19 protein-coding genes, 1 tRNA gene and 1 pseudogene are annotated in these 21,781 nt (G+C 56.3%); 8 read left to right on the forward strand and 13 right to left on the reverse strand.

What is annotated here, in order from left to right; translation table 11 throughout:
* Nucleotides 1-42: 42 nt before the first annotated feature.
* Nucleotides 43-2,634 (reverse strand): two-partner secretion domain-containing protein, encoded by a 2,592-nt coding sequence (locus BGK68_RS02550; RefSeq protein ID WP_075255795.1) that lies wholly within the window; start codon nt 2,632-2,634, stop codon nt 43-45.
* Nucleotides 2,635-3,119: 485 nt separating this feature from the next.
* Nucleotides 3,120-3,443, reverse strand: a pseudogene (locus BGK68_RS27285) (IS21 family transposase); the annotation flags it as partial.
* Between the two features lie 153 nt (nt 3,444-3,596).
* On the opposite strand from BGK68_RS27285, the gene BGK68_RS02555 reads away from it, so the two are divergent.
* Nucleotides 3,597-5,213: an OmpA family protein gene (locus BGK68_RS02555; RefSeq protein ID WP_075255796.1), complete on the forward strand. Its 1,617-nt coding sequence runs from the start codon at nt 3,597-3,599 to the stop codon at nt 5,211-5,213.
* Nucleotides 5,214-5,266: 53 nt separating this feature from the next.
* Here BGK68_RS02555 and BGK68_RS02560 read toward each other — a convergent pair whose 3' ends face one another.
* Genes BGK68_RS02560 through BGK68_RS02570 form a run of 3 tightly spaced genes read right to left on the reverse strand, consistent with a single transcriptional unit; the run spans nt 5,267 to nt 10,441 of the window.
* Nucleotides 5,267-6,619, reverse strand: coding sequence for a TniQ family protein (locus BGK68_RS02560; protein WP_075255797.1), 1,353 nt, complete (start codon nt 6,617-6,619; stop codon nt 5,267-5,269).
* Nucleotides 6,612-7,718: an AAA family ATPase gene (locus BGK68_RS02565; protein ID WP_075255798.1), complete on the reverse strand. Its 1,107-nt coding sequence runs from the start codon at nt 7,716-7,718 to the stop codon at nt 6,612-6,614. Before BGK68_RS02565 ends, BGK68_RS02560 begins: the two co-directional genes overlap by 8 nt.
* Nucleotides 7,715-10,441 (reverse strand): integrase catalytic domain-containing protein, encoded by a 2,727-nt coding sequence (locus BGK68_RS02570; RefSeq protein ID WP_083657711.1) that lies wholly within the window; start codon nt 10,439-10,441, stop codon nt 7,715-7,717. The genes BGK68_RS02565 and BGK68_RS02570 overlap by 4 nt, the downstream gene beginning before the upstream one ends.
* A 119-nt stretch (nt 10,442-10,560) precedes the next feature.
* Between BGK68_RS02570 and BGK68_RS02575 the strand changes: the two genes are divergently transcribed.
* Nucleotides 10,561-11,409 (forward strand): hypothetical protein, encoded by an 849-nt coding sequence (locus tag BGK68_RS02575; RefSeq protein ID WP_075255800.1) that lies wholly within the window; start codon nt 10,561-10,563, stop codon nt 11,407-11,409.
* Here the strand turns inward: BGK68_RS02575 and BGK68_RS02580 are convergent.
* Nucleotides 11,401-11,799: a hypothetical protein gene (locus BGK68_RS02580; RefSeq protein WP_075255801.1), complete on the reverse strand. Its 399-nt coding sequence runs from the start codon at nt 11,797-11,799 to the stop codon at nt 11,401-11,403. The genes BGK68_RS02575 and BGK68_RS02580 overlap by 9 nt on opposite strands.
* Before the next feature lie 253 nt (nt 11,800-12,052).
* On the opposite strand from BGK68_RS02580, the gene BGK68_RS02585 reads away from it, so the two are divergent.
* Both BGK68_RS02585 and BGK68_RS02590 read left to right on the forward strand, forming a co-directional pair.
* Nucleotides 12,053-12,367, forward strand: coding sequence for a transposase (locus BGK68_RS02585; protein ID WP_017455550.1), 315 nt, complete (start codon nt 12,053-12,055; stop codon nt 12,365-12,367).
* A gap of 41 nt (nt 12,368-12,408) precedes the next feature.
* Nucleotides 12,409-13,185, forward strand: a complete 777-nt coding sequence (locus BGK68_RS02590; protein WP_075255802.1) for an IS3 family transposase — start codon at nt 12,409-12,411, stop codon at nt 13,183-13,185.
* Here the strand turns inward: BGK68_RS02590 and BGK68_RS02595 are convergent.
* Nucleotides 13,091-13,519, reverse strand: coding sequence for a helix-turn-helix domain-containing protein (locus tag BGK68_RS02595; RefSeq protein ID WP_075255803.1), 429 nt, complete (start codon nt 13,517-13,519; stop codon nt 13,091-13,093). The two genes, BGK68_RS02590 and BGK68_RS02595, sit on opposite strands and share 95 nt — an antisense overlap.
* A 57-nt stretch (nt 13,520-13,576) precedes the next feature.
* Between BGK68_RS02595 and BGK68_RS02600 the strand changes: the two genes are divergently transcribed.
* Nucleotides 13,577-13,891 (forward strand): hypothetical protein, encoded by a 315-nt coding sequence (locus tag BGK68_RS02600; protein ID WP_075255804.1) that lies wholly within the window; start codon nt 13,577-13,579, stop codon nt 13,889-13,891.
* A 477-nt stretch (nt 13,892-14,368) separates the two neighbouring features.
* Here the strand turns inward: BGK68_RS02600 and BGK68_RS02605 are convergent.
* Nucleotides 14,369-14,444, reverse strand: a tRNA-Arg gene (locus tag BGK68_RS02605).
* Nucleotides 14,445-14,677: 233 nt separating this feature from the next.
* Here BGK68_RS02605 and BGK68_RS02610 point away from each other — a divergent pair.
* Nucleotides 14,678-15,247: a c-type cytochrome gene (locus BGK68_RS02610; RefSeq protein ID WP_069375116.1), complete on the forward strand. Its 570-nt coding sequence runs from the start codon at nt 14,678-14,680 to the stop codon at nt 15,245-15,247.
* A gap of 102 nt (nt 15,248-15,349) precedes the next feature.
* Here the strand turns inward: BGK68_RS02610 and BGK68_RS02615 are convergent, their stop codons facing one another.
* From BGK68_RS02615 to BGK68_RS02635, 5 genes are all read right to left on the reverse strand, one after another.
* Nucleotides 15,350-16,075 (reverse strand): OmpA family protein, encoded by a 726-nt coding sequence (locus BGK68_RS02615; protein ID WP_075255805.1) that lies wholly within the window; start codon nt 16,073-16,075, stop codon nt 15,350-15,352.
* Nucleotides 16,076-16,242: 167 nt separating this feature from the next.
* On the reverse strand, nt 16,243-16,674 hold the full coding sequence (locus BGK68_RS02620; RefSeq protein WP_075255806.1) for a hypothetical protein: 432 nt from the start codon (nt 16,672-16,674) through the stop codon (nt 16,243-16,245).
* Nucleotides 16,675-16,693: 19 nt separating this feature from the next.
* On the reverse strand, nt 16,694-17,101 hold the full coding sequence (locus BGK68_RS02625; protein WP_075255807.1) for a phage holin family protein: 408 nt from the start codon (nt 17,099-17,101) through the stop codon (nt 16,694-16,696).
* 11 nt (nt 17,102-17,112) lie between these two features.
* Nucleotides 17,113-17,421, reverse strand: coding sequence for a DUF883 family protein (locus tag BGK68_RS02630; protein WP_013236311.1), 309 nt, complete (start codon nt 17,419-17,421; stop codon nt 17,113-17,115).
* A gap of 221 nt (nt 17,422-17,642) precedes the next feature.
* Nucleotides 17,643-18,779 carry a gamma-glutamyl-gamma-aminobutyrate hydrolase family protein gene (locus tag BGK68_RS02635; protein WP_075255808.1) on the reverse strand — a complete coding sequence of 379 codons (1,137 nt, stop codon included), beginning with the start codon at nt 18,777-18,779 and terminating at the stop codon, nt 17,643-17,645.
* A gap of 296 nt (nt 18,780-19,075) precedes the next feature.
* On the opposite strand from BGK68_RS02635, the gene kefF reads away from it, so the two are divergent.
* The gene (gene kefF / locus BGK68_RS02640; protein ID WP_075255809.1) at nt 19,076-19,597 is read left to right on the forward strand and encodes a glutathione-regulated potassium-efflux system oxidoreductase KefF; all 522 of its coding nucleotides are present in this window, start codon (nt 19,076-19,078) and stop codon (nt 19,595-19,597) included.
* A 51-nt stretch (nt 19,598-19,648) separates the two neighbouring features.
* Nucleotides 19,649-21,466 carry a glutathione-regulated potassium-efflux system protein KefC gene (gene kefC, locus BGK68_RS02645; protein WP_075255810.1) on the forward strand — a complete coding sequence of 606 codons (1,818 nt, stop codon included), beginning with the start codon at nt 19,649-19,651 and terminating at the stop codon, nt 21,464-21,466.
* The last annotated feature ends 315 nt before the right edge of the window (nt 21,467-21,781 follow it).

The raw sequence follows: 21,781 nt of genomic DNA on the forward strand, positions 1-21,781 counted from the left end.
TCCGTTCCATGTGGCAAACAAGGTCGGAAAGCAATTCCGACTTCACCATATGCCGCTGCCCAATCCCAAGCTATTTTCGATTGATACTTGACCTCGCTGCGGTGTGCGCAAAGTCACGATGCCGTTGTTAGCGATCAGTTCCGCCATCCCGGTAAAACTGCCGCCATCAATGATGCCTTGGCCATTGAGCTTCAACTTGTTGGCTGCAAGCCATGAACCGCCAATATCGGTGGCATACAGACGCGCCCAGCTACTGCCAAACCAGGTCTTCATCCCGCTTTGAGAATAAGCACGATAGCCGGTCACGCCTTGCGCGTAGATGACCGGAGCGGTAACCGTCAAATTTCCTAGGGCCAGCACGTTGCCGCCTATATTTGCCGCCTCTTGTCCTGCATTGATATTGATATTGCCGCTTGCCGACAAGCTTCCACCATAGGTGGTGACGTTACTGGAGGCGCTGGCACTACAAAAGATCATGCAACTGCGCTTGAAATGCGCACTGCCGGTGAGTAGCGCTTCGTTGCGGAATTTATTCGTGACGGCGATATTCATGTCCCCGCCATTTACCAAGCCAATGCCGCCTTGATTGGCAAAGTTCGCGGCGTGCACGTCCATGCCGCTTTCCGCAACTAAGTAAGCCAGTTGGCTAGGCATCGTCACTTGCCCGTAATCGACGTCGAAACCGATGCTGCGTTCTGAGAAGACAAGCCAGCGTGTGCTAGTTCCGGAGTAGCTTGACGCCTGCTCGCCGCGAGCACCTGGAATCTTGTCGATGACGTTGTAGACGGCGCCGCCGGCCGCAAGAGAAAGCCTTCGGTTACTAATGATGCGAGCATTCCGGTTCTCGATATCACTGCCCGCATTGAGCACCACGTCATCCGCCTTACCAAAGATGGCGCCAAGCACAGCTTCTGAAGGTGATCGATTGAAGATCCTGCCGGCCGCTGTCAATGTCACCGCGCCCAGCGACCCCGTATTGCCTGCTATGCGGCTATTCCCTTGGAGCAGGCTGCCAATGCTTGAAATGTCTGCGCTGCTATTCACAATCAGGCCACCTGTCGATGCGACAACGGTGGTTCGCTGGCTTCCCTCATTGGCTGAGGAGAATCCGCCATTCGCCAGAAGAACATTGTTTGCAGCGAAGAGATCAGTCCCAGTCAGCGAAGTGCCTTGCGTGGTCGATATGTTGACGTCTCCGGCCAGCGACTGGATAGCGCTCTTGGAGACACTCCCACCGCCGGCGTAAGCCGTGGCGCTGAAACTGCTGGCATTGATTGATACTCCTGCGGCACCGCTAACCGCTGCGCCAGCCAAGGTCGCCGCCGCCGAGCTATTGAGCGTCACAGTTCCGGTTTTGGAGATGATGCTGGCCGCACCAGCCGAACTGGTGAAGGCAGATAAATCACCCGCCTTAAGAATGATGTCCTGCTCGGCAGCCAATTGATTGCCGCCCAAAGACATAGACTGGCCTTGATTGTAGAAAGCAATCCCGCCAGTGGCATCCAGCTGCGTACCGCTCAGGGAGATCGCACTCAGTCCAGGCACCCCATCGGTTCCGATCAGCACGTTTCCTCGCTGAAGCACGACCAGGTTGCCGCTCGCGTCAGCAGCGCGAGTCCCTGCGCTGATGGCGGCGTCAAAAAATGCAATATTGCCTGCCTGGATATCGACCGTACGGCCAGCTTGAATAGATGATATTGCTGCCCCTGCTTGGCTATCTACCGAAGCATTCGCAATGACCACATCATTGACCGCCTTGATGTGGCCGCCGTCGACATGGAGATCGCCATTTCCTGCAATGCTGAAGTCACCGACGTTGGCGTAGATGGAACCTGCATGGCGAACGCCGGCGCCTTGTTCGGTGATGATCAGTTCCACCCGCCCCGCGGTCAGACTACCCAGTGAAGTGATATCGAGCGCCGTTGTCCCGGCCGCGCTCGTACCCGGTGCAGTATGACCAATCCAGGTGCTGAGCAAGTCGGTCGGCGAGACACTACCGTCGATTTCCGAATGACTAGCGCCCGCAACTGTCCTGATGCGCGCCGCATTGTTGGTAACGCTATTGAGTACCGGGCCATTGACTGTGATTTGCTTTGCGATCAGTTCAAGATCGAGGATGGCACCGCTCAACCCGGCAGCTCCGATAACAATCTGGCCGTTGGACGTGTTGAGAACTACATTTCGTTGGACGTTACCCGGGGACAAGGTGATGTCGTTGAAGGACACCACGCCTGTCGTCAGAGCCACATTACCGGTATTGATGAAGCTACCACCGTTGACGGTAATTCCGTTGGGATTGGCGATCACGACGTTGGCCCGCGAGCCTATCACCGTGATATTTCCCTGAATCAAGCTCGGATTGGTGCTCGTGACTTGATTGATAATATTGCGCGCGTTGACGCCAATATTGTTCAGCGACACGCCGGCCGTCCCGACATTGAAGTCCGTATACGTGTTGTGAGACACGCCGGACACCGCAGGCGCGATATTAATAGTCGGCCGACCGCCGCTCATTGTTACTGTAGTTGCTGTTGTCCCGTCAGGTGTAATACCTGCGCCGTACGCAGGCAACACTGCTCCAACGATCCAAGCCGCAAGTATCCATTTCCCCTGGATATTGTGGATGGCCCACATTTTGGCGTTCCAATTATTGTGTTTTATACGTCCCGGCTCGAGACAGTGTCCCAATACCGTCTCGAACCTGAGGGGCTAGTATCCCTTAACGAGTCTTTACAGTTCGGCTGTGACTTTACGGGATTATTTGCCAAGTGGAAATGCTGTAAAAGACAACTTTTTCTCGTTTCATGAGATATTTTTGCTTGTGCTTAAAGTTGGCTGATGGAATGTGGTGTTGATTTGCAACAGAGTGAGCCCAAACAGATCGCTACTGCCATCAACCAGATTTGGAGCATGGATTTCGTTGCCGATGCGTCGTTCGACGGTCGTGTCGGCGCTTGCGCGCACTGATATCATAGTTGGTGATAACATTAGCCAACAATTAATTAATTCGATCAGGGAAAATGATTGAACAAATCCAATTCAGAAGATTTGCCTATCAGGGCCAGAAGCCATGGTGTTGATTTGCTCGCAGAATTGACCCTGTCCATTTGACCCACCGTCCATTGCCTACCGAAGGCTGCCACGCGGTCATACGACCCTTCATATCCCAGCTCCCTTAAGTCCAGGAACATCTGTTTCAGGGTTCGTTTCTGCTTGCGCGATTTGAGCGCCTCAGCGCTGAGCCAGGCTGAAAGTCTAGGTGCGAATTCATCTATTGGACTGGATGATTGCCTAGATGGGTAGGAAGGCTCGACCGCTCCCGATCGGATATAGCGACGAACCGTGTTTCGCGAGATGTCCAGCCGGCAAAAGATTTCCCTGATCGAGATGCGATCACGGATGTACCAGCGCCGAATAATTCCAAGTAGGGCTACGTCTATCACCCCGTTCTCCAGCTCGCTGTGATAAGCAGGATTGTGGTCTAAACATGGGGCAACTTAGGATGCAAATTTCCAGGGAAAGTGGGTCAATTTTCGATGCGACTCAACATGCGTGCAACAAATCGTCCTCCCGAATGAATAAAAAGAACCGAAAAAATGACAAAAAATAGTCTCTCTTCAACAACGCAACCACTTACACCCACTGAACAGAAGGAACTCGCACAAGCCGAAGAAGCTAGGGCAAAGACGCTCGCGACCCAGATCGATATGACCTGCAAGCTTGTCCCTGCGGTTCTGATTGGCTATGGAATTGTTTTATCGTTCCTCTATTTTTCCAGAGCGTTAAACTTCTTCCCGTCAGGCCTGAACGTAGGTGACACGCTACTCCTTGTCTTCATTACACTCGGCTACACGCTATTTTTCTGGGCGATCGCCGGTAGCGGAATGATCTTGCTGATCCCGGCATCAATATTTAAAGAACGCGTAGATGTGCGTACCAAGGGCCTTGCCGCAGCAAAGACGCCCCTCGAAATTATTTTCTACGTCGTTTTAGGCCTGACTCTTCCAATCGTCTCTGGAAAATATGTTCTCGAAGATACAGCCAACGAATTTAATTTCTATCTGCGTCTAATCGCCGTGGTCACTATTGCTATCTTGCTGATCGGGATAGCTCGATACCGTGGGAACAAGAGAGGGCATGAAATTCAGAAGAAGCATCGTTCCGCACAGGTTTCTACCGAAGGCTCCCAGCAGCCTCCAGTTTCAGCTAAACAGCAAGAAACTATTTGGGCGGCTACGGCTGATGTGACACTAAAGTCGATTACTTACGTTCTTGGCTTATTGTTCGCCATCATCGCAGTCCATTACGGACGTGACGCAGGAGTACTGCTGGTAATCAGCGCTTGTGCCTCCGGTGTAGTTTTGGCGTTGGCCGCGGATAGTCTGGATCAGAAACCTAATCAGAACGCCGGGAAAGTCTTTAGATACAGGTTGGTGCTGCCGCTGTTCCTGGTCGCGATTGCTAGCTCCATTCCGCTTTACTGGGACGGAACACAGGGGCAATACCGGCTGACAAAAAGCGTCTTCAATTGGATCGGATTGAACAGTGCGGATGCCACGGTGATACTCACTGGTGGAGCTCTCAGGGCCCTAGAAGACCAGAATGCCGAATCCGAGCTACGTCTGGATATTTGTAACAACGGGGTTGGAAGCGCTACGGTTTCTGGAATTGATATCCTTTGGCACGGGATGGGGACACGCTCTCTCATTCGCCTTGGAGAGAAGGGCAAACCAGAAATCGAAGTCAACTCCAAAGAAGTTGCACTTGTGAGAAACATTGGTCGTCGCTGTCACGAACTCAGTAGCACCGTACACTTTCCTTCAGGGAAGACAGACCCCACAAGTAAAGAGCAACTAGAAAACCTTCGGGCGGAATTTAAACAGGTGGTGTCTTCAAAGTCGGCTCCTTGGAGGCTGACACAGATTAATTTTGTAGGCTATGCCGATCCCCTTCCGCGCGAACAAGGGAATCAAAAGCTGTCACTCGCGCGAGCTCAGCGCCTCAGAGATGATCTTGAACAAGATATCCCAGGAAATGATATTTCTATTAAGAAGAAGCTGGTTGCAAACGGGGCAAGAACGACAGATTACGCCAAATGCGCTGCAATAGCAGATCCCAAGCGGCTCTCTGAATGCTATGAAGTGAATCGCCGCGCGTCAGTGAAGTTGTACTTTGAGGTGCCTAAGGCGGAGACAGATACACAAGAAAAATGACTGTTCAATAATGTAGGGAATGACTCTAGTAACCGAACACTCATCCAATGGCCCTAAATCCCTACTTCACCGCCGCCATATTGAAAGCGGCGGTATATTTCCGAGACATCAGGCCTCGCCAGAGCCAATCCATTCTCTCGCAGGAGTTTGTCAATATGACGGCGTGTAATACCGTCTCCGCGGCGGATGGATTCTTCGAGCAATTTGGCCACAAGCTTCGCACGGCCCCTTTTGGCGTTCATCCCCATTTCGGCTTTGTATTGCAGATATTTCTGTGATATCTGCTCGCTCTCCTGAGAACACCAATACTTCAATGCAGAGCGCCTGATATCCAGAATTCTCGCGATTGCATTTAGCGTTAAAGGCGGGCTGATCTTCAAAAAGCCCGCTAGAATTCGCCGCAAGTCCTTCACACGAGTGGGACTTAACTTCGGTCTCGTTGCCCGCCCCCGTCGAATAGAGCAGGCCTTCTGCTCGGGAGCCGACAGAGGAAGGGACGATTGGACCAGGTTCTCGGAACACATAGCGGCAACGGGCACCTGGCAATGGAGGTTGATATCGAGTAGGCGCCGTAGCGTCGGCTTCCGTCCCTTCTGCAGCCAAGCATTTGCTGCCCACGAATCCCATCCAAGCTCTTTACAGAAAAGAGATTTGTTGCCGGCTGCACGATCTTGAATAAGCCGAACCAAATTTGACTTGAAGTCGCTAAGAGATGGCCGCGTCGCGGCATTTCGCAGCATTTCTTCTATGGTTTCTTCTAGCACTACCTCGCTTGGACGAGCTTGCGGCATCTGTTCTTCAGAGAGACACAAAGACGCACCACAATGCCCGCAATGCCCAATGTCGGGGAAAGCTGGAATAAACGGTTGTGATCGTCCGCATCGGGGACAGGCCTCCGCCAGCCGCACTCCGTGCCTAGGACAACGACGATACAGTTCGAGAAACCAAGCAAGTGGCAGGTAGGTATATCCGATGGATAGCGCCTGCTCCGCAAAACAAAAAGGACACCATTTAGGTGCCCTCGCTATTAGCGCTTCTCCATTTTCTGGCAATACATCTTGCCAGGGAAGCATGGTTAGCTGCTCGATGTCGTCCCGTCCGGTCAGCGTTCCAACCACTCCTGCAAACATCCGGGCATATAGCCCAAGAGCATTAATTGTCCGTCCATCCTTTGTGTAGAAGCGATTGTTAACCACATCTTCTATTCGCTTGTCCGCCTGCGCAAAAATCTTCTGGACCAGGATACGCGGATTGATCATATGGCGACGACTTAGCCTGACGATGTATGAAGTCAGCGCTTCACGACCGCCTATATTGGCTGGCTCGACCTTATACAACCAGGTCCTGCCGGCCGGCGCCTGGAAATCCCCAAGCTCAGATGAGGACAAATCATTCGGATCAGGCATAAGCCCCTCCAACTGGATCTCGTACAGGCTTGCGTTCACCAACACGCCCAGCGCTCCGTCCTCTCTTGCTGGGGGCTATCGCAGAACGCGGAACATCTCCCATAAGCAATGCTTCAAGATCCTTCTCATCGATGTCACGGAGCTTTTCCTCTCCTTCCAGAGCCTCCAGGATGATCCGACGAAGCGCTTTATTGTCCAAGGCGTATTGATCGACAAAATCCCGATCGAACTTCTTGGCGCCGACTTGATAAAAACGGTCCACAGCGCGCACAAGCCAATCTTTGAGAATACCAATCTCACCGCCTGTTTTTACGTAGAAATGCTTTGCATCTTTCTCGCCATTCAGTTTGTGTGCAACCGGGATCTTTTCCAGCAGCTCCAATAGAGCCGTCTTGAATTTAGCCACGTCGGATGGAGTATTGACGTCGTACCTGGGCAGATGAACGATCTCGCTCCGACGCACCAGTTGTCCGCTCTGATCCCGGATATCCAATAATCGATAGGTGCCTACCAAGACAATGACGGCCCCAGTCTGAATAGCCAAGGACTTGATAGCTTCAAACTGGAATTCAAGTTTCTTTGGATCGTTCACCATCAGAATATGGTGAGCTTCATCAATAATCAAACAACGTACCTTCCGCTCTCGCATGCAAATCTCAACGGATTGGCGCAGCACGTCTGCGGTTTCATTACCACGGTATCGCGCAAGTGGAATGTCTGAGAACAGCTCTTGCTGGTGATCGATATCTAGTTTGCGCTCCACCAATGGTTCTCCAGATCTCTTCAGGAGACGGGAATAGAAGTCCTTCCAGCTGAAGGATGCCCCCTGCGCGGCTACTGCGTTTCCGTAGAGGATAGGGATCTGCTCCGGATTCTCGTCGATGATGTCCTGGTAATCCGCTTGTAGATTTTGTCGAAGCTTCCGAGCCAGCGTTGTCTTCCCCACGCCAGTCGGTCCCGTCACGATCACAAGGCTGCTCCCAGCGCCTCCAGCCCGCACTGCTGCCAATGCAGCATCAAGGGCGGCTCTCATATGTGGATGTGCGACTGTGTAATTGATGAATCCGATCTTCTGTTGCTGCATTTCTTGCTTTTTCATTTCAATTCTCCGAATCGCTCAACAGCTTTCACATCGAATGGATTAGCGGCCTTGTTTGCCTGCTCCTCCGGCTCCTTGCCAGATCCTTCCAGAAGGTTCACGATGCCTAATGCATCCTCTGCGGCACGCACTTCAGCTGCCTTCTTTTGATGAAGCAGCAACTTTTCTTTTGCATCTACAGCCAGCAGATTCCGACCGTGCACCACTCGATTGCCACGATCACGTTGTGTGGCCGCGCCTTGACGCGTCCGGGCCTCATGAGAGATCAGCTGAATTTCTGTTTCAGATCTACCAACAAGCTGTGCCGACTCCGGGCAATCGCATCGAATCCATTCCCTTCCAACTTGGGCGTACACGTATCCCAGATTGAAGGGGTCGTATTTCACTGGAACCTTGGTATTAGCCAATGCTGTTTGCCGGAACATTGGATTGAAATAGAAGTTCGCTCCGACCTTGATTCCGCGGCCGTGCGCAATGCGCCTAACTCCTCCACGCACATCTGGCAGACAAAGAATGGCTAGTTCTTCAGACTCCGTAATCATCCTCATGTGACGAACACCAGTGACTCGGAGACTGTGGTCAAAGGCCTCACGGGGTGATACGCCAAGTCGGCTATGTTCCAGCCGTGAATAGGTATTCTCGATATAGTCTTCGAACGACAGCGCGATTTCCTGCAACGTCCATACAGCCGTCTTACGCGGATCGTGTGTCGACGATGTGGAGCGCGGCTTTTGCAGGGGCAGGTTGTTACCCTTCAACTGATGGAAGAACTGCTGATTCGCGATACCGAAAAAGCGCTCAATCACCGATCCATAGCGCCCCTTTGCGGTGGGCCTGGTCTTCTTGGACACCTTCAAGCAAGCCAGGAGAATTTCCCAATAGCCACCCTCAAATTCACTTCCTTTGTCAGTCACGATCGTGTCTGGAACGCGTCGGTGTCGTTGGATGCAGTCTCGCATGAGCAACATGCACGTCCGATAGCTGGGGCGTTCGTAAGTAATCACAAACGCTAAAACCATGCGCGTATTGGCATCCAGCATGACTGAGAGCCAAGGTTTGCCCATCGATTTCCCAAATACACTGTCAACTAGCTGCAGGTCCATTTGCGTGTGATCGACATGTGCGATATCAAAAGCACGCTGGCCATGCACAGGGGCTGCATTATCAAGCCGCCAGTGAACAAACTCTGAGTACTGATACGCACCCTTGTCACCTTGAACGGCCCGTTTGCGATCACCTATCGTTTTCTTCTTGTTTATCTCTGCACGGAAGGTCTTTATGCTTGGTCCGGCAATACCCATCTGGTCACAAAGTGCCAGCAATATCGAATAGCAGGCCGAGATTGATTTAGGGGACTCTCCCACGAGGTGTTCATCGATGACGGCGTCAATGAGCTGAATGACCTCGTCGCTTATCTTTCTTTCGCGATTTCCACGATCTTTGACCCTAGAAATGAGGCCAACGACACCATTTCCTAGCTCTCGCTCAGCGATTGTTTGTTTCCGCCGCCACTCGCGGAGTGTGCGTTCTGGAACGTTTTTAAGCGGCGTGCCATTAGCCAGCGCCTTCAATATGTCCATGCGCGCAATTGCCGTATCCATATCGGATGCTGATGCGCTGAGAAGTCGCCGCTGGACTTCATCAGCCAGATCAACAGATGCAACCAGCTCCCCCGAAATATGACCGTCGCTGATCAGGCTTTGAATATCAGCAAGCGGCATGCTCAAAATAGGGCCGCTCGCAGACTTAATAAATACTGATTCGGTGCCGGCGTTGACGACTTCCCAGGGCTGACCATCCCAAAGAAGCTTCTGGCCCGCATCGAGGGTCAAAGTCCGAATCGCAGGGAGGCTTGCGCTCACTGTTCTTGGAGTACCAGCAATCTGGCTGTACGCCACCATGACTCGCTCGTCTCGGAAGATTCTTGTGAAACGTGCTTCCACAATTGAATCGACGTCCCAGTTAAAGAACAGCTTTCTATCTGCGATAAGTTTGTAAATCGCTCCCGATCGGATACCGTCAAATGTGCCAATCAGGTCTTTCAACAAGATAGCGTTGGCGCCCTCAAACGCGTCATATATTTCCTCCTCCGTCTGGGAAACAACTGCCGGCGCATCTACATCAAGAAAGTCAGACAGAAATTTGACGTTCGCTAGAAATATCTGGTTGACGCTGGTATCCACCCATACGGAGAAATTCAATCCGTATGCGGCCGCAAAAGCTTCCCCAGGAGGGCATCGCCATTTCTGGTCGGTATAGGCATAGACATTGGACTCTTTAATCTTCTGATGCAGCCAAGACTCGGTCTTACACTCGACCCATCCTATGTAGTTTTCTGCAATAACAAAGAAGTCAGGAACGGTGGTGTAGCCACGCCGGACACCATTTCTATCGACATAGGGCAGAGAGATCTTTGGGCACTGGTCATAGAACTCATAGACCTCCTGCTCGTGCTCCCAAAGAATGATGGCCGGCAACTCACAGGTATGGCTTTCTGCTTGGATGACATGTCCCATCTTTTTGCTAGGGTATTTGCAGGCCACACTGCCCGGGCCGCTGCGTACCCGCCGACTTGGCGGCGCGCTACGAATGCGTTCCACCACGGCACGCGCCTGCGGGCTTAAGCCGTGGCGAGTCATCAGTGCATCAAGCTTCTCTTGCGTAAGCATCATTCCCTGCCTTGAAGACGACTTGTCGTCCTCGGTGTTATTTATCTCATCCAAGCTCCTGCATACCTATTGCACGGCGGCACGCATGAATTTGGCACTCGTGAATTCATAATATTTGGTAGCATTCTTCGGGCAAGAAAAAATGAAATTAAATGTACAAGTTATTGATTTAAATGATAAAAACAAAGAAAGGACGTCCTTTTCGAGGACGTTTCGAGGCGACTAGGATCAAAATTTGGACCTTGGCGGCCCTTGAAGAGGCAAATCGGCGGGCAAAGTCCGTAGAAGAACTCTTGGGCTATGACGGCCAATGGCACGGCATGTGGATTCGATACTGCCGCGGAGTCGTTGCGCCTTCTGAGTCTAGGCTAAACAGAATTGAAAAGGTGCTGCCAGGAACGGCACAGTATTACCGCTCGCCAATATGGAGTCTCTATTCACCTAAGCGCTTCGATGAACATGATCTTGACCGCCACATCGCCAAGCTGGCGCCGTCTTTTAGATCAAGACTACGTTGGGACTTTGAGGATTATCAGCACCTGCCACCTTGGCTGGAGCCGATTGAAGACGAATTGGCCGAATTTGACGAGGACGGTAAGTTTGAGTCAGATATAGTTTTCTACTATCGAGAACTGCTTGAAGAGGTCATATTGAAGATCCCGGATCCGAAGCTGGGTATGAGCGCCTTGAGCACTTTATTTTTAATGCTTCAGGAACAACTATTACGGGCCAATACAGCTGGCGTGGAAACATTGAGTATCGCGTGGACAATGGCTGAGGAGCTACGCCACCGGCACCCGCTGCTCAAACATCTTCCCATCGATATCTTTCATCGAGCGCTCATACCGCTGACGGATCTTATGTCTTGGACACTCAAGGGACATGGAAATATGTCGCTGTTCAAAACAAAGCAACCTGACACGGCATGGGAGAGCTTATTTGAGCACCTCTCTCGGCAACCTCATTGGCTACCTACAGCGCAGCACCACGGGTTCGTTCCGCCGCCTCGCTATTTAAAGTGAGAGACTCGCCGACTGCAGACTAGGAGAGTCGACATTAACGTTCATCTGAAAGGTGACGACATGCGCGCCTTCCGGATCCCGCTCTTTGAGCAGCAATTCCACAACCTTCCTGAAATGCATCTCCAGTAGCTCGCTTGCCAATGAGTTTTCCATTGACTCAGAAACCAAGCGAATTGTGTGCGCTTTAAGGTCTACCTCTAATAGGCAGGTACTTCCCGAAAAATCACGGCGTACCACCTCAACCAGCTCCGTGTCTTCCCTACACAAGACACATTCCTGAAAGCGTTGAGTAGCCACTTCGAGTTCATGCGCGCGGTAGACACAACGACGATCGATCTCAAAAAGAGGGCGATAAATTTCGGGGACAAGAAATTGTTGGATCAACGCCATATTGGGCCTTCTAACTTGGTGATGAACAGTGCACCGTCGCACCTCATGACTTAGTTATAGCTGCAATATAAGTAAGCGCAATTTCCCAATTCATCAAATCAGCCCACCGAATCATCAACTAATCATCTCGTTTGGATGACGGGCGGCCACGCCGAGGAGTTGGCTGCTCAGTTGTCGACCGCAGCTCTTCTTCGTAGATTTGTAATGACCCACTAAAAACCTGCTCAGTAGATAATCCTAAAAGGGAATCAAAATGAGCAAGGTCATGGAAGAAGAATTCAAACGTTGGACAGCCAAGCGCAAAGCGGCGCTGGTGATGGAAATCATCCAGGGAAAGACGACGGTAGCCGAGGCTAGCCGGTCGTTTGATATCCCGCCATCCGAGATCGAAGAATGGGTCGATGAAGGCCGCAAAGGGATGGAGAACGCCCTGCGCGCCAAGCCGCTGGATGTGAGAGAACAGTACGAGCGGCAACTCAAGGAGCTGCAGGAAGCCTACGGAGAAGCCATGCTGGAGCTGCGCGCCAGAAAAAAATTGGCGTCCCTGTTGGGCGAGGAAGACAAGTAATCGAGACCATCCGCCAGGGACTCAAACAAGACGGTTTCGATGTGGCTGTCAGCAAGATATGCGCGTGGTTTGGGATTGCCAGGCGCAGCGCTTACTACAAGCCGGTGAAGGCTGAGCCCAAGGTGCAGGAGCGCTTTGCCGAACCCATTCGCAAGATGATCCTGGAAGAGCCGTCCTTCGGCTATCGCACGGTGGCTGGCCTGCTCGGGTTCAATAAGAACACGGTGCAGAGGATCTTCCAGATCAAAGGTTGGCAGGTCAAGAAGCGTCCTATTGGTTTCCGGCCCAGGGTGAAGGCCTTGCCGTCGGTAGCCACAGGACCAGACCAGCGCTGGGCAACCGATCTGTGTCGGATCTGGACAGGGCGAGATGGCTGGGCGGTGCTAGCCTTGGTGATTGATTGCCACACGCGGGAATTACTGGGCTGGCATCTGTCGCGTTCGGGCAAGTCGAAGACGGCAGAGTCGGCCTTGGAGCAAGCGCTGATCGCGCGTTATGGCTCACTGGGTCGCGTGACGGCGCCGTTCTTGCTGCGCTCAGATAACGGCTTGGTGTTCACCAGCCGTAGTTACACCGCGTTGGTCCGCAGTTACGGGCTTCAGCAAGAGTTCATCACGCCGCATTGCCCACAGCAGAATGGCATGGTCGAACGCGTCATCAGAACCCTAAAGGAGCAATGCGCTCATCGACATCGCTTCGAAACATTGCAGCACGCCAGTCGCATCATTGGTGACTGGATCGGCTTCTATAACCACCGCCGGCCGCATCAGGCGCTGGGCATGAAGACACCGGCTGAGGCGTTTGCTTTAGCCGCATAACTTGAGCAGGTTTCGCTGGGTCATTACAGATTTGAAAGAGATCCAACAACGAATGATTCAGCGCAGCTGCAATCTTCTGCAACGTAGTAAAAGACGGATCCTTATGGGCAAGCTCAATAGAGCTCACGTAGCTGCGCTCCAGGCCAGCCTCAAATGCTAAATCTTCTTGAGTAATAGCGGCCTGAATCCTGAGGCGGCGCACAGCACGCCCCAAGGCCTTCCTAAACTTCAGTTCCACGGCACGCCTTAATTCTGTCAAAAGACAGAATTTCGCGTTTATAATTTGTTTTGTATTCGTACTATAGAAGTCATATATGAGTGATGCAGAATTCATCAAAACATTCGCTCGCTCATGAACTCCACACGTAGAAAAGCATGAAAGGAAGTTTGGATGAATGCTGGAAACGCAGTCCGGATCTTGGCTGTATTCATATGCTCTACGCTATCTGCATGCGACAAGAGCACATCTGAGGAAGTGAAATCGCTGGCCTACTACAAAGACCATTCCGCGGAAGCCAATACTGTGTTCGGTAGGTGCCAGGAGTTGCAGAACAATGAGCTTAGCCGGATGGCTCCTGCACAACGCCTGGAGTGGGAAGGAACTCCACAAGGGATCAATTGCAAGAATGCATCCGACGCCCGATCGGAAAGTAATTACAAGCAATATCAAGAGCGTATGCGTGAAGAGGCGAAGAAATACAAATAATGCTTCGAAGCAACATTTTTAACTATGGCATGCTCACCCGCGCCACGCGATCCTCCTCGGCACTGCAAAGCCCCGATTATGGCATTTGAAATACTGCCAAACCTAGCCCGTACGGTTGAGACCAAGCGGATCAAGCCTTTGGGTAAGGGCTTCCCCCACAAGACAACCGAGATATACAGAACGGCTCACCTAGGTGAGTCGTCGTTCATTTCTGATCATAAAACCGAGTACGAGACTCTAATTGATATTGCGCAAAGCATATCAGGTGAAACGACACGATAATATTTCCCAGCGGAATACGTTGCAATTTAGTTAATTGCGTTGGTTTTTCTTTGTACGCAACAGGATCGGTATACAGTTGCCACGCCTTGATTGAAGTGGAAGCATATTTTTGCCGTGGTAGTTTGGAAGCATAACGCTGCCAAACGGCAAACTTATGGTTCCGTTTTCAACTAGATGGAATGGGACGGGATGAAATGGCGCGGCTGGCGGGGATCGAACCCACGACCCTTGGCTTCGGAGGCCAATACTCTATCCACTGAGCTACAGCCGCGCTGATGGGGCGAACCCCGAGAAGGCCTGAAGGATACCGTCTTTCCATCGGCACGTCCATGGCGCTGGCGGTTTTTCCGTGTCAAACGGAAAGCATTGTGACTATAATCAAGAGTTCGGCGAGAGAGCGCAATGAAAGCCCTGCCTGATCCTAGTTCCACGCAATGCCAGGCGATACAAAGGGAAGCGACGTTTTCCGCCCCAATTTCGAGGAAACATTACGGAGGGACGCCAATGAGCTCAGCTCAGCATGAACACGAGTCAGCAATCAAGACTCCCAAACAATTGATCGCAGCTGTGGTCGCAGGTTTTATGGTCCCCATCGTGTGCATCGTGCTGCTGGTGCAGTACGTGACCAATGGCCCCAAGACCGGCGCCGGTTCCGACAGCCAGACCCCTGACATGATCGCCGCGCGCATCAAGCCGGTCTCCGACGATGGCTTCACCTTCCGCGACGCCAACGGTCCCAAGCAACTGCTCTCCGGCGAAGAAGTCTACAAGACCACCTGCGCCGCCTGCCATAGCGCTGGCGTGGCCGGTGCGCCCAAGGTGGGCGATGCCGCTTCCTGGCAAGCCCGCATCGCCCAGGGCTACGACACCCTGGTCTCGCACGCCATCAACGGCCTGCGCGCCATGCCGGCCAAGGGCGGCAACCCCGACCTGGATGACGTGGAAATCCAGCGCACCGTCGTCTACATGGCCAACCAGTCCGGGGCCAAGTTCAAGGAACCCGAGGTGAAAGCACCGGCTGCCGCACCCGCCGAGGGCGCAGCCCCCGCTGCCGACGCCGCTGCAGCCAAGTAATTCGTACCCGGCCAATCTGGCCGGCCCATGAAAAAGCCCCGATGGCGTCGCCTCGGGGCTTTTTCATTGCTCGTTGCGGCGCTCCCGCGCCGTCTAACCGTATCAGTAACGCTGCGGTTGAGGCGGCGGCGGGTAGTTGCCCGGGGCGTAGCCAGCCGGAGCCTGCTGCGGTGCTGCGGCCTGCTGCTCGGCCACGAAGATTTCCACGCGGCGGTTGCGAGCGCGGTTGGCGTCCGAGGTATTGGCCACCAGCGGCTCATGCGATCCGCGTCCCTGGATGCTGAAGCGATTGGCCGCCACGCCGCGCGAGCTCAGGTAGTCGCGGGTACGGCTGGCGCGTTGCAGCGAGAGCGGGTCGTTGATGGCGTCGCTGCCGGTGTTGTCGGTGTGGCCGACGATGGTGACCGTGGTGGCCGGGTTCTCGACCAGCGTGGCGGCAAAGCGGTCCAGCACCGGGCGCATCTCTGGCTTGATGTCGGCGCGGCCGGTGTCGAAGGAGATGTCGCTAGGGATTTCCAGCTTCAGGCGATTGTCTGCGGTCTGCGAGACCTGCACGCCAGTGCCTTGGGTGGCCTCTTCCATGGCGCGCTTCTGGTTTTCCATGCGATTGGACCAGATGTTGCCCGCCACCGCGCCGATCGCGCCGCCGATGGCCGCACCGCCCAGGGCGCGTCCGCCGCCCCCGCCGCCAGTGGCGGCGCCAATGATGCCGCCCAGGCCCGCACCAATGCCCGCGCCGGTCGCGGTGCCGCGCTGGGTCGGGCTCATATCGGCGCAGCCCGACAGGGCCAGTACGCCGGCGATGGCTGCAATGGAAAGTTTCTTCATGTCACGTCCTTTCTGCCTTCTCATGTTGTTGTCCAGGCCCTAGGCCGGTGTTCTTCAGAGCGACTTGCAGCGAATATGTTCCTGATGGGCTTGCCCAAATGACAAAGGCATCCGGAAAACGGATGCCTTTGTGTCTGCCCTGCCCACCATTGCCATTAGCCATTGCCTTACGGCTCGGGCGGTCCTTCCAGCGGCAGCTGCTCCTGCTCTGCCGCTGCGCCGCGCTGGCTGAAGTAATAAGCCAGCCCGCCCGCCACGGCCACTACGCTGCCCAGCATCAGGGGCTTGCGCAGCCAGCGTCGCGACAGCAGGGAAGCGCCCGTCATCAGCAAGGGCGTCACTGTCTGCAGGTTCAGGTTGCCCAGACCGCCCGCGGTGAGGGACTTGATGGATTGCACCGTCCTGCCGCCGCCGAAGAGCGAAACGGCAAAATGGCCCACGCGGCTCAGCGCACCCTTGGCCAGTGATTCGGCGCTGAGGTTCTCGCGCACCACTTCGCGCGCCTCCATCACGCCCAGCCGGTACAGCGCGCCCTGCGCCAACACCTTGCGCTTGCGCTCCTCGTGGGTCATGCCGTGATCCTGGTCTGTTGTCTGCATGGCTATCCTCGAAAAATACTTAGAGCAGCGCGTCACGGTCCTTGCGCAGCTCGGCCATGGTCTGCGGCAGCGACAGCTTGCCCTGCAACAGCACCGAACGCGCATACCAGACCAGGCCGACCGTGGCCACGGTAAACACCATGCCCAGCAGGGCCAGGATCTTCCAGCCCCAGGTATCCCAGGCGAGCATGACGATCAATATCGACCAGAAGGCGATGGCGAACCACAGCCCCACCGCCGCCAGGACGAAGATGACGGCGAAACGCACCAGGTTGGCGCCGATCTCCGACATCTCCAGCGAGGCCAGCTCGATGCGGCTGATGATCAGGCCGAGCAGGTTCTTGGCCAGGCCCAGCAGGCCTGCCGTCAGCCCGGGATGGGCGGCCGGGGCGGGTGCGCCCTGGCCTTCCTTGTGGGGATTGGCCATCGCTGCAGCGCTTACTTGCTACGACCGATGACCAGGCCCACCAGCAGACCCAGGCCGGCCGAGATGGCCACGGCGCGCCACGGATTCTCATGCACGTAGTCATCGGTCTTGGCGGCGACTTCCTTGCCCTTCTCGATGGCGGCGGCCTGGGCGCTCTGGGCGGCTTCGGCTGCGGCTTCCAGCAGGGTCAGGCCGCGCGCGCGCAGCTCGTCGGCCTTTTCACCGGTCGCGGCAGCCGCCTCGGCGAACAGGGCCTGGGCGTCCTTGACCAGCGTTTTCATGTCGTTGCGGACGGTCTTCAGTGCGGGGGATTGAGGCATTTAAATTCTCCTTTTTAGCCGGTTCAGGGAAAAGACAGGCAGTGCTGTCAGTGCTGGCTGTCCACAGATGCTGCAATGCAGACATGAATGATTCTACCTAGCCTGCAGCACTGCGGATAGCTGCCTGCAGCTGGCTTGCGCCAGCGCAAACCAGTTCGATGGCGCATGCAGGCATTAGTTTCAGGCAATTTTCCGCGCGATGACAGCCGACTTGCAGCCCATCAGAAGCGGGTCTCGCGCGCCGCCCGCAGGAAACTGTCGAGCACCGGCGTGCAATCGAGCAGTTCGGGACTGCCGGCGCGGTGGAATTCCGGGTGCCATTGCAAGCCCATCACGAAGGGCGCCTTGCGGTAGCGGATCGCTTCGACGATCTGGTCGGGCCCCGAGACGGCCTCCACCGACAGATCGCGCCCCAAGTCGCGCACGGCCTGGTGGTGGATGGAGTTGACCACGGCATTCTCGGCCTTGAGCAGATTGGCCAGCGACGAACCCTGCGGGAAATGCAGGGTGTGGTAATTGCTGTCGTATTGCTCGTTGACGTGCGGGATGGCGGTGGGAACGTCGGTGGCGATGTCCTGGTAGAGCGTGCCGCCAAAGGCCACGTTGATCAGCTGGCAACCGCGGCAGATGCCCAGCACCGGCTTGCCCGCCTCGATGAACTCATGCAGCAGCTCCAGTTCGTACATGTCCCGCACGCGGTCGCCGCTCCATTCGGGACGGGTCGCCGACTGCGCATAGCTCTGCGGCGAGACATCCGCGCCGCCTTGCAGGACCAGCCCGTCCAGATGCTTGGCGTAGTCGCGCAGGCGGATGTTGCTGGGGTGGACCAGGCCGTTGGTATTGACGGTGGGGATCATGAAGACCAGCACGTCGCGCGACATGACCCATTGGGCGATCGATTCTTCCAGGTATTGCAGGGTCTTGCTGCGCAGGCCCTTGGCGCCCGCCTCGGGGTGGAAGATGCGGGCCGATACGCCGATCTTGAGCGTACGCTGCATCACGCGGCGACCCGCCTTGTCCGACAGTTGCCGCAAGCGCGCCGTCAGGAAGCGCCAGGTCTGCGCCCACGGCGCGTCACCGGCATGATGCGGCGGCGGCACGGCCGAGTAGTAACTGTGGGCAGACTGCTGGGCCTGGCCGGTGGGCGCGGCTTCGGGACTGGGCTGGGCTGGCGGTACGGCTGGCGGGGCCGCCGCTGCGACCGGGGCCGGAGCGGCAGGAGAAGCAGGAGCAGCAGCAGCCGGCGCAGGAGTCTGGGAGGCGGCCGGTGTGCCAGAGGCGTCGGCGGAGACAGACTGGGCCGGGGTGGAGGATCGGTCGGGCGGCAGGTTGGCTTCGGAGTCTTGGATGTCGGACATGGCTGCAATCAGGGGTCAATAGGGGGCACTGCGGCGAGCGTCATCCTCTGCCGCGCGAGGCTGCGGCGGAGAATCCGGGGAGTGGCTGAGTATAAGCGCATTGCCGGGCTTTGGACACCTGCCCGAGGGCAGGCGTTTTCCGGCAAAACGCCGTGACGCCATGGCAAGCAGTTTCGTACAAGCCGGGCGCGTGCTTTCGTGGCAAACTCCTTGCGCTCACCAGAGCAGACAACACCAGGCCCGCCCATGTTCCGGCCAATTTTGCTGGTCCGCCTTTCTCCACCGCCCGACTCCCCATGCCTAAGGCCCTCATCCTCTACGCCCATCCCACCGCCGAGCTGTCGCGCACCAATCGCCTGCTGCTTGATGCAGCCGCCCGCCTGCCGGATGTGCAGATCCATGACCTCTACGAACACTACCCCGACTTCCACATCGACGTGGAACACGAACAGCAATTGCTGGGCACGGTCGAACTGGTGGTGATGCAGCATCCCATCCACTGGTACAGCATGCCGGCCCTGCAGAAGCAGTGGCTGGACAGCGTCCTCACGCGCGGCTGGGCCTTTGGCCACGGCGGTCACGCGCTGCATGGCAAGCGCTTGTGGCTGGTGGCCACCACCGGTGGAGAAGACGCCGCCTACAGGCCCGAGGGCCGTCACGGCCACCCCTTCGCCGACTTCCTGCCGCCCTATCAGCAAACTGCCGCGCTGTGCGGCATGCAATGGCAGGAACCGCTCATCCTGCATGGCGCGCACCATATCCCGCCGGAGCAATTCCAGCACCATCTGCAGCATTACCTGGCGGGCCTGCAAGCATGAGCCCACGCCTGCCCCACCTGCCCTTCTTCACGCCCACGACTGGAACTGCCCATGGATGAACAACTGCTCATCGCCCTCGTCTATCTGCTCGCGGCGGTGGCCGCCGTGCCTATCGCCAAGCGCCTGGGGCTGGGCGCCGTGCTGGGCTACCTGCTGGCCGGCATCGTCATCGGTCCGTGGGGGCTGGGGCTGATCACCGAGGTCAAGCACATTCTCGAATTCTCGGAATTCGGGGTGGTGCTGCTGCTCTTCCTGATCGGTCTGGAACTCGACCCCAAGCGGCTCTGGGCCTTGCGCCGTTCCATCTTCGGCTGGGGCAGCATCCAGGTCGCGGCGGTCTCGCTGGCCTTGCTGGCGGCGGCGCTGGCCGCTGGCGTGCCCTGGCGCATCGGCCTCATTGCCGCGCTGGGGATGTCGCTGTCGTCGACCGCCATCGCCCTGGCGACCCTGGGCGAGCGCAAGCTCACGGCCACGCCGGCCGGTTCAGCGGCCTTTTCCATCCTGCTGTTCCAGGACATCGCCGCCATCCCCATGATGGCCGCCGTGCCGCTGCTGGGCGTGGCGGCCAGCCAGGGCAGCGGACAGGGCTGGCTGCACGCAGGCCAGGTGGTGCTGGTGATTGCGCTGCTGATCTTCGGCGGGCGCGTGCTGATGCGCCCCATCCTGCGCATCATCGCCAAGACCGACATGCGCGAGATCTTCACCGCCTTCGCGCTGCTGCTGGTCATTGCCACCTGCCTACTGATGCAATCGGTGGGGATGTCGATGGCGCTGGGGACCTTCCTGGCCGGCGTGCTGCTGGCCGATTCCGAATATCGCCACGCGCTGGAAAGCGATCTCGAACCCTTCAAGGGCCTGCTGCTGGGCCTGTTCTTCATTGCCGTGGGCATGTCGGTGGATTTCGGCGTCTTCTTCGCCCAGCCCTGGCGCATCCTCGGCATGGTGCTGAGTTTCCTGGCCATCAAGACCTGCGTGATGTGGGCGCTGGGACGCTGCTTCGGCATCCCGCGCGGGCAGCAATTGTTCTTTGCCTTCCTGCTCTCGCAGGGCGGGGAATTTGCCTTCATCGTCTTCGGCGCGGCAGTCACGGCCAAGGTGCTCACGCCCGAGACCTCGTCGCTGCTGGTGGTGGTCGTGGCGCTGTCGATGCTGGTCACGCCGCTGCTGTTGCTGGTGCATGACCGTCTGCTGGTGCGCTGGATGGAAGGCGGCAAGCGCCGCCCCGAGGACAAGATCGATCCCCAGGACCATGCGGTCATCATCGCCGGCTTCGGCCGCTTCGGCCAGATCATCGGGCGGTTGCTGGCGGCCAATGGGATCGGCGCGACCGTGCTGGACCATGATCCGGACCAGATCGATTTCCTGCGCAAGTTCGGCTTCAAGGTCTTCTATGGCGACGCCACCCGCATCGACCTGTTGCGCACCGCCGGGGCGGACAAGGCGCGCGTGCTGGTGATCGCCATCGACGATGCGCAGGCGGCGCTGGAGATGGTGGACAAGGTCCGCGAGGAATTCCCGCACCTGCAGATCGCCGCCCGCGCCCGCAATGTCACCCACTACTACGACCTGATGGATCGCGGCGTCACGGTGCTGGAGCGCGAGACCTTCGAGAGCGCCCTGCACATGGGCCGCCAGGTGTTGCAGCAGCTGGACTTCGGCGCCTATCGCGCGCGCGAGGCGGCCATGAAGTTCCGCGCCCACAACCTCAAGACCCTGGAGGCGCTCTATCCGCATTACAAGAACCAGGCGCAGATGGTGTCCATGGCCGTGCAGGCGCGCGAGGAACTGGAAGCCATGTTCGCCGGCGATCGCCAGGCCATGGAGCGTGAGCACAGCCATGACCAGTGGCGCGGCGAGCCGCCGCAATAAAAAATGTCCGGCGTCAAGCATTTTGTGATCATCGCACTTTGGCGTAAACCCGTGACGGGATAACCGATTGACTCTACCTTTTGCCGTTTGGGACGAGGACGCCCACATGGGCTAGGTGCCGCATAGGAGCGTCGGGAGCGCAAGCAGGAGCGCGTTGAAGAAGACGTAAACAAACAGCACTTGCCGCGTCCACTTTGAGTTTCGCAATAGTTCAATGCCGGGGTCAGCGAACGTTTCACGATCGAACGCCGATTCTTGGTGATGAGCTTCGTGAACTCACTGCTGAGGCTTTAGATTCGTCTGCAAGAGCGCCAG

It is taken from the genome of Herbaspirillum camelliae (genome assembly GCF_001929405.1).
Classification (GTDB): Bacteria; Pseudomonadota; Gammaproteobacteria; order Burkholderiales; family Burkholderiaceae_D; genus Herbaspirillum; species Herbaspirillum seropedicae.

Excerpts from the sequence above, each read along its gene's own strand:
- BGK68_RS02560 (WP_075255797.1), bottom strand. The coding sequence starts at position 6,619 with ATGCCTGATCCGAATGATTTGTCCTCATCTGAGCTTGGGGATTTCCAG.
- BGK68_RS02610 (WP_069375116.1), top strand. The coding sequence starts at position 14,678 with ATGAGCTCAGCTCAGCATGAACACGAGTCAGCAATCAAGACTCCCAAA.
- BGK68_RS02625 (WP_075255807.1), bottom strand. The coding sequence starts at position 17,101 with ATGGCCAATCCCCACAAGGAAGGCCAGGGCGCACCCGCCCCGGCCGCC.
- BGK68_RS02620 (WP_075255806.1), bottom strand. The coding sequence starts at position 16,674 with ATGCAGACAACAGACCAGGATCACGGCATGACCCACGAGGAGCGCAAG.
- BGK68_RS02550 (WP_075255795.1), bottom strand. The coding sequence starts at position 2,634 with ATGTGGGCCATCCACAATATCCAGGGGAAATGGATACTTGCGGCTTGG.
- BGK68_RS02615 (WP_075255805.1), bottom strand. The coding sequence starts at position 16,075 with ATGAAGAAACTTTCCATTGCAGCCATCGCCGGCGTACTGGCCCTGTCG.
- BGK68_RS02565 (WP_075255798.1), bottom strand. The coding sequence starts at position 7,718 with ATGAAAAAGCAAGAAATGCAGCAACAGAAGATCGGATTCATCAATTAC.
- BGK68_RS02575 (WP_075255800.1), top strand. The coding sequence starts at position 10,561 with ATGATAAAAACAAAGAAAGGACGTCCTTTTCGAGGACGTTTCGAGGCG.
- BGK68_RS02635 (WP_075255808.1), bottom strand. The coding sequence starts at position 18,779 with ATGTCCGACATCCAAGACTCCGAAGCCAACCTGCCGCCCGACCGATCC.
- BGK68_RS02595 (WP_075255803.1), bottom strand. The coding sequence starts at position 13,519 with ATGAATTCTGCATCACTCATATATGACTTCTATAGTACGAATACAAAA.
- BGK68_RS02555 (WP_075255796.1), top strand. The coding sequence starts at position 3,597 with ATGACAAAAAATAGTCTCTCTTCAACAACGCAACCACTTACACCCACT.
- BGK68_RS02630 (WP_013236311.1), bottom strand. The coding sequence starts at position 17,421 with ATGCCTCAATCCCCCGCACTGAAGACCGTCCGCAACGACATGAAAACG.
- kefC (WP_075255810.1), top strand. The coding sequence starts at position 19,649 with ATGGATGAACAACTGCTCATCGCCCTCGTCTATCTGCTCGCGGCGGTG.
- BGK68_RS02580 (WP_075255801.1), bottom strand. The coding sequence starts at position 11,799 with ATGGCGTTGATCCAACAATTTCTTGTCCCCGAAATTTATCGCCCTCTT.
- kefF (WP_075255809.1), top strand. The coding sequence starts at position 19,076 with ATGCCTAAGGCCCTCATCCTCTACGCCCATCCCACCGCCGAGCTGTCG.
- BGK68_RS02600 (WP_075255804.1), top strand. The coding sequence starts at position 13,577 with ATGAATGCTGGAAACGCAGTCCGGATCTTGGCTGTATTCATATGCTCT.
- BGK68_RS02585 (WP_017455550.1), top strand. The coding sequence starts at position 12,053 with ATGAGCAAGGTCATGGAAGAAGAATTCAAACGTTGGACAGCCAAGCGC.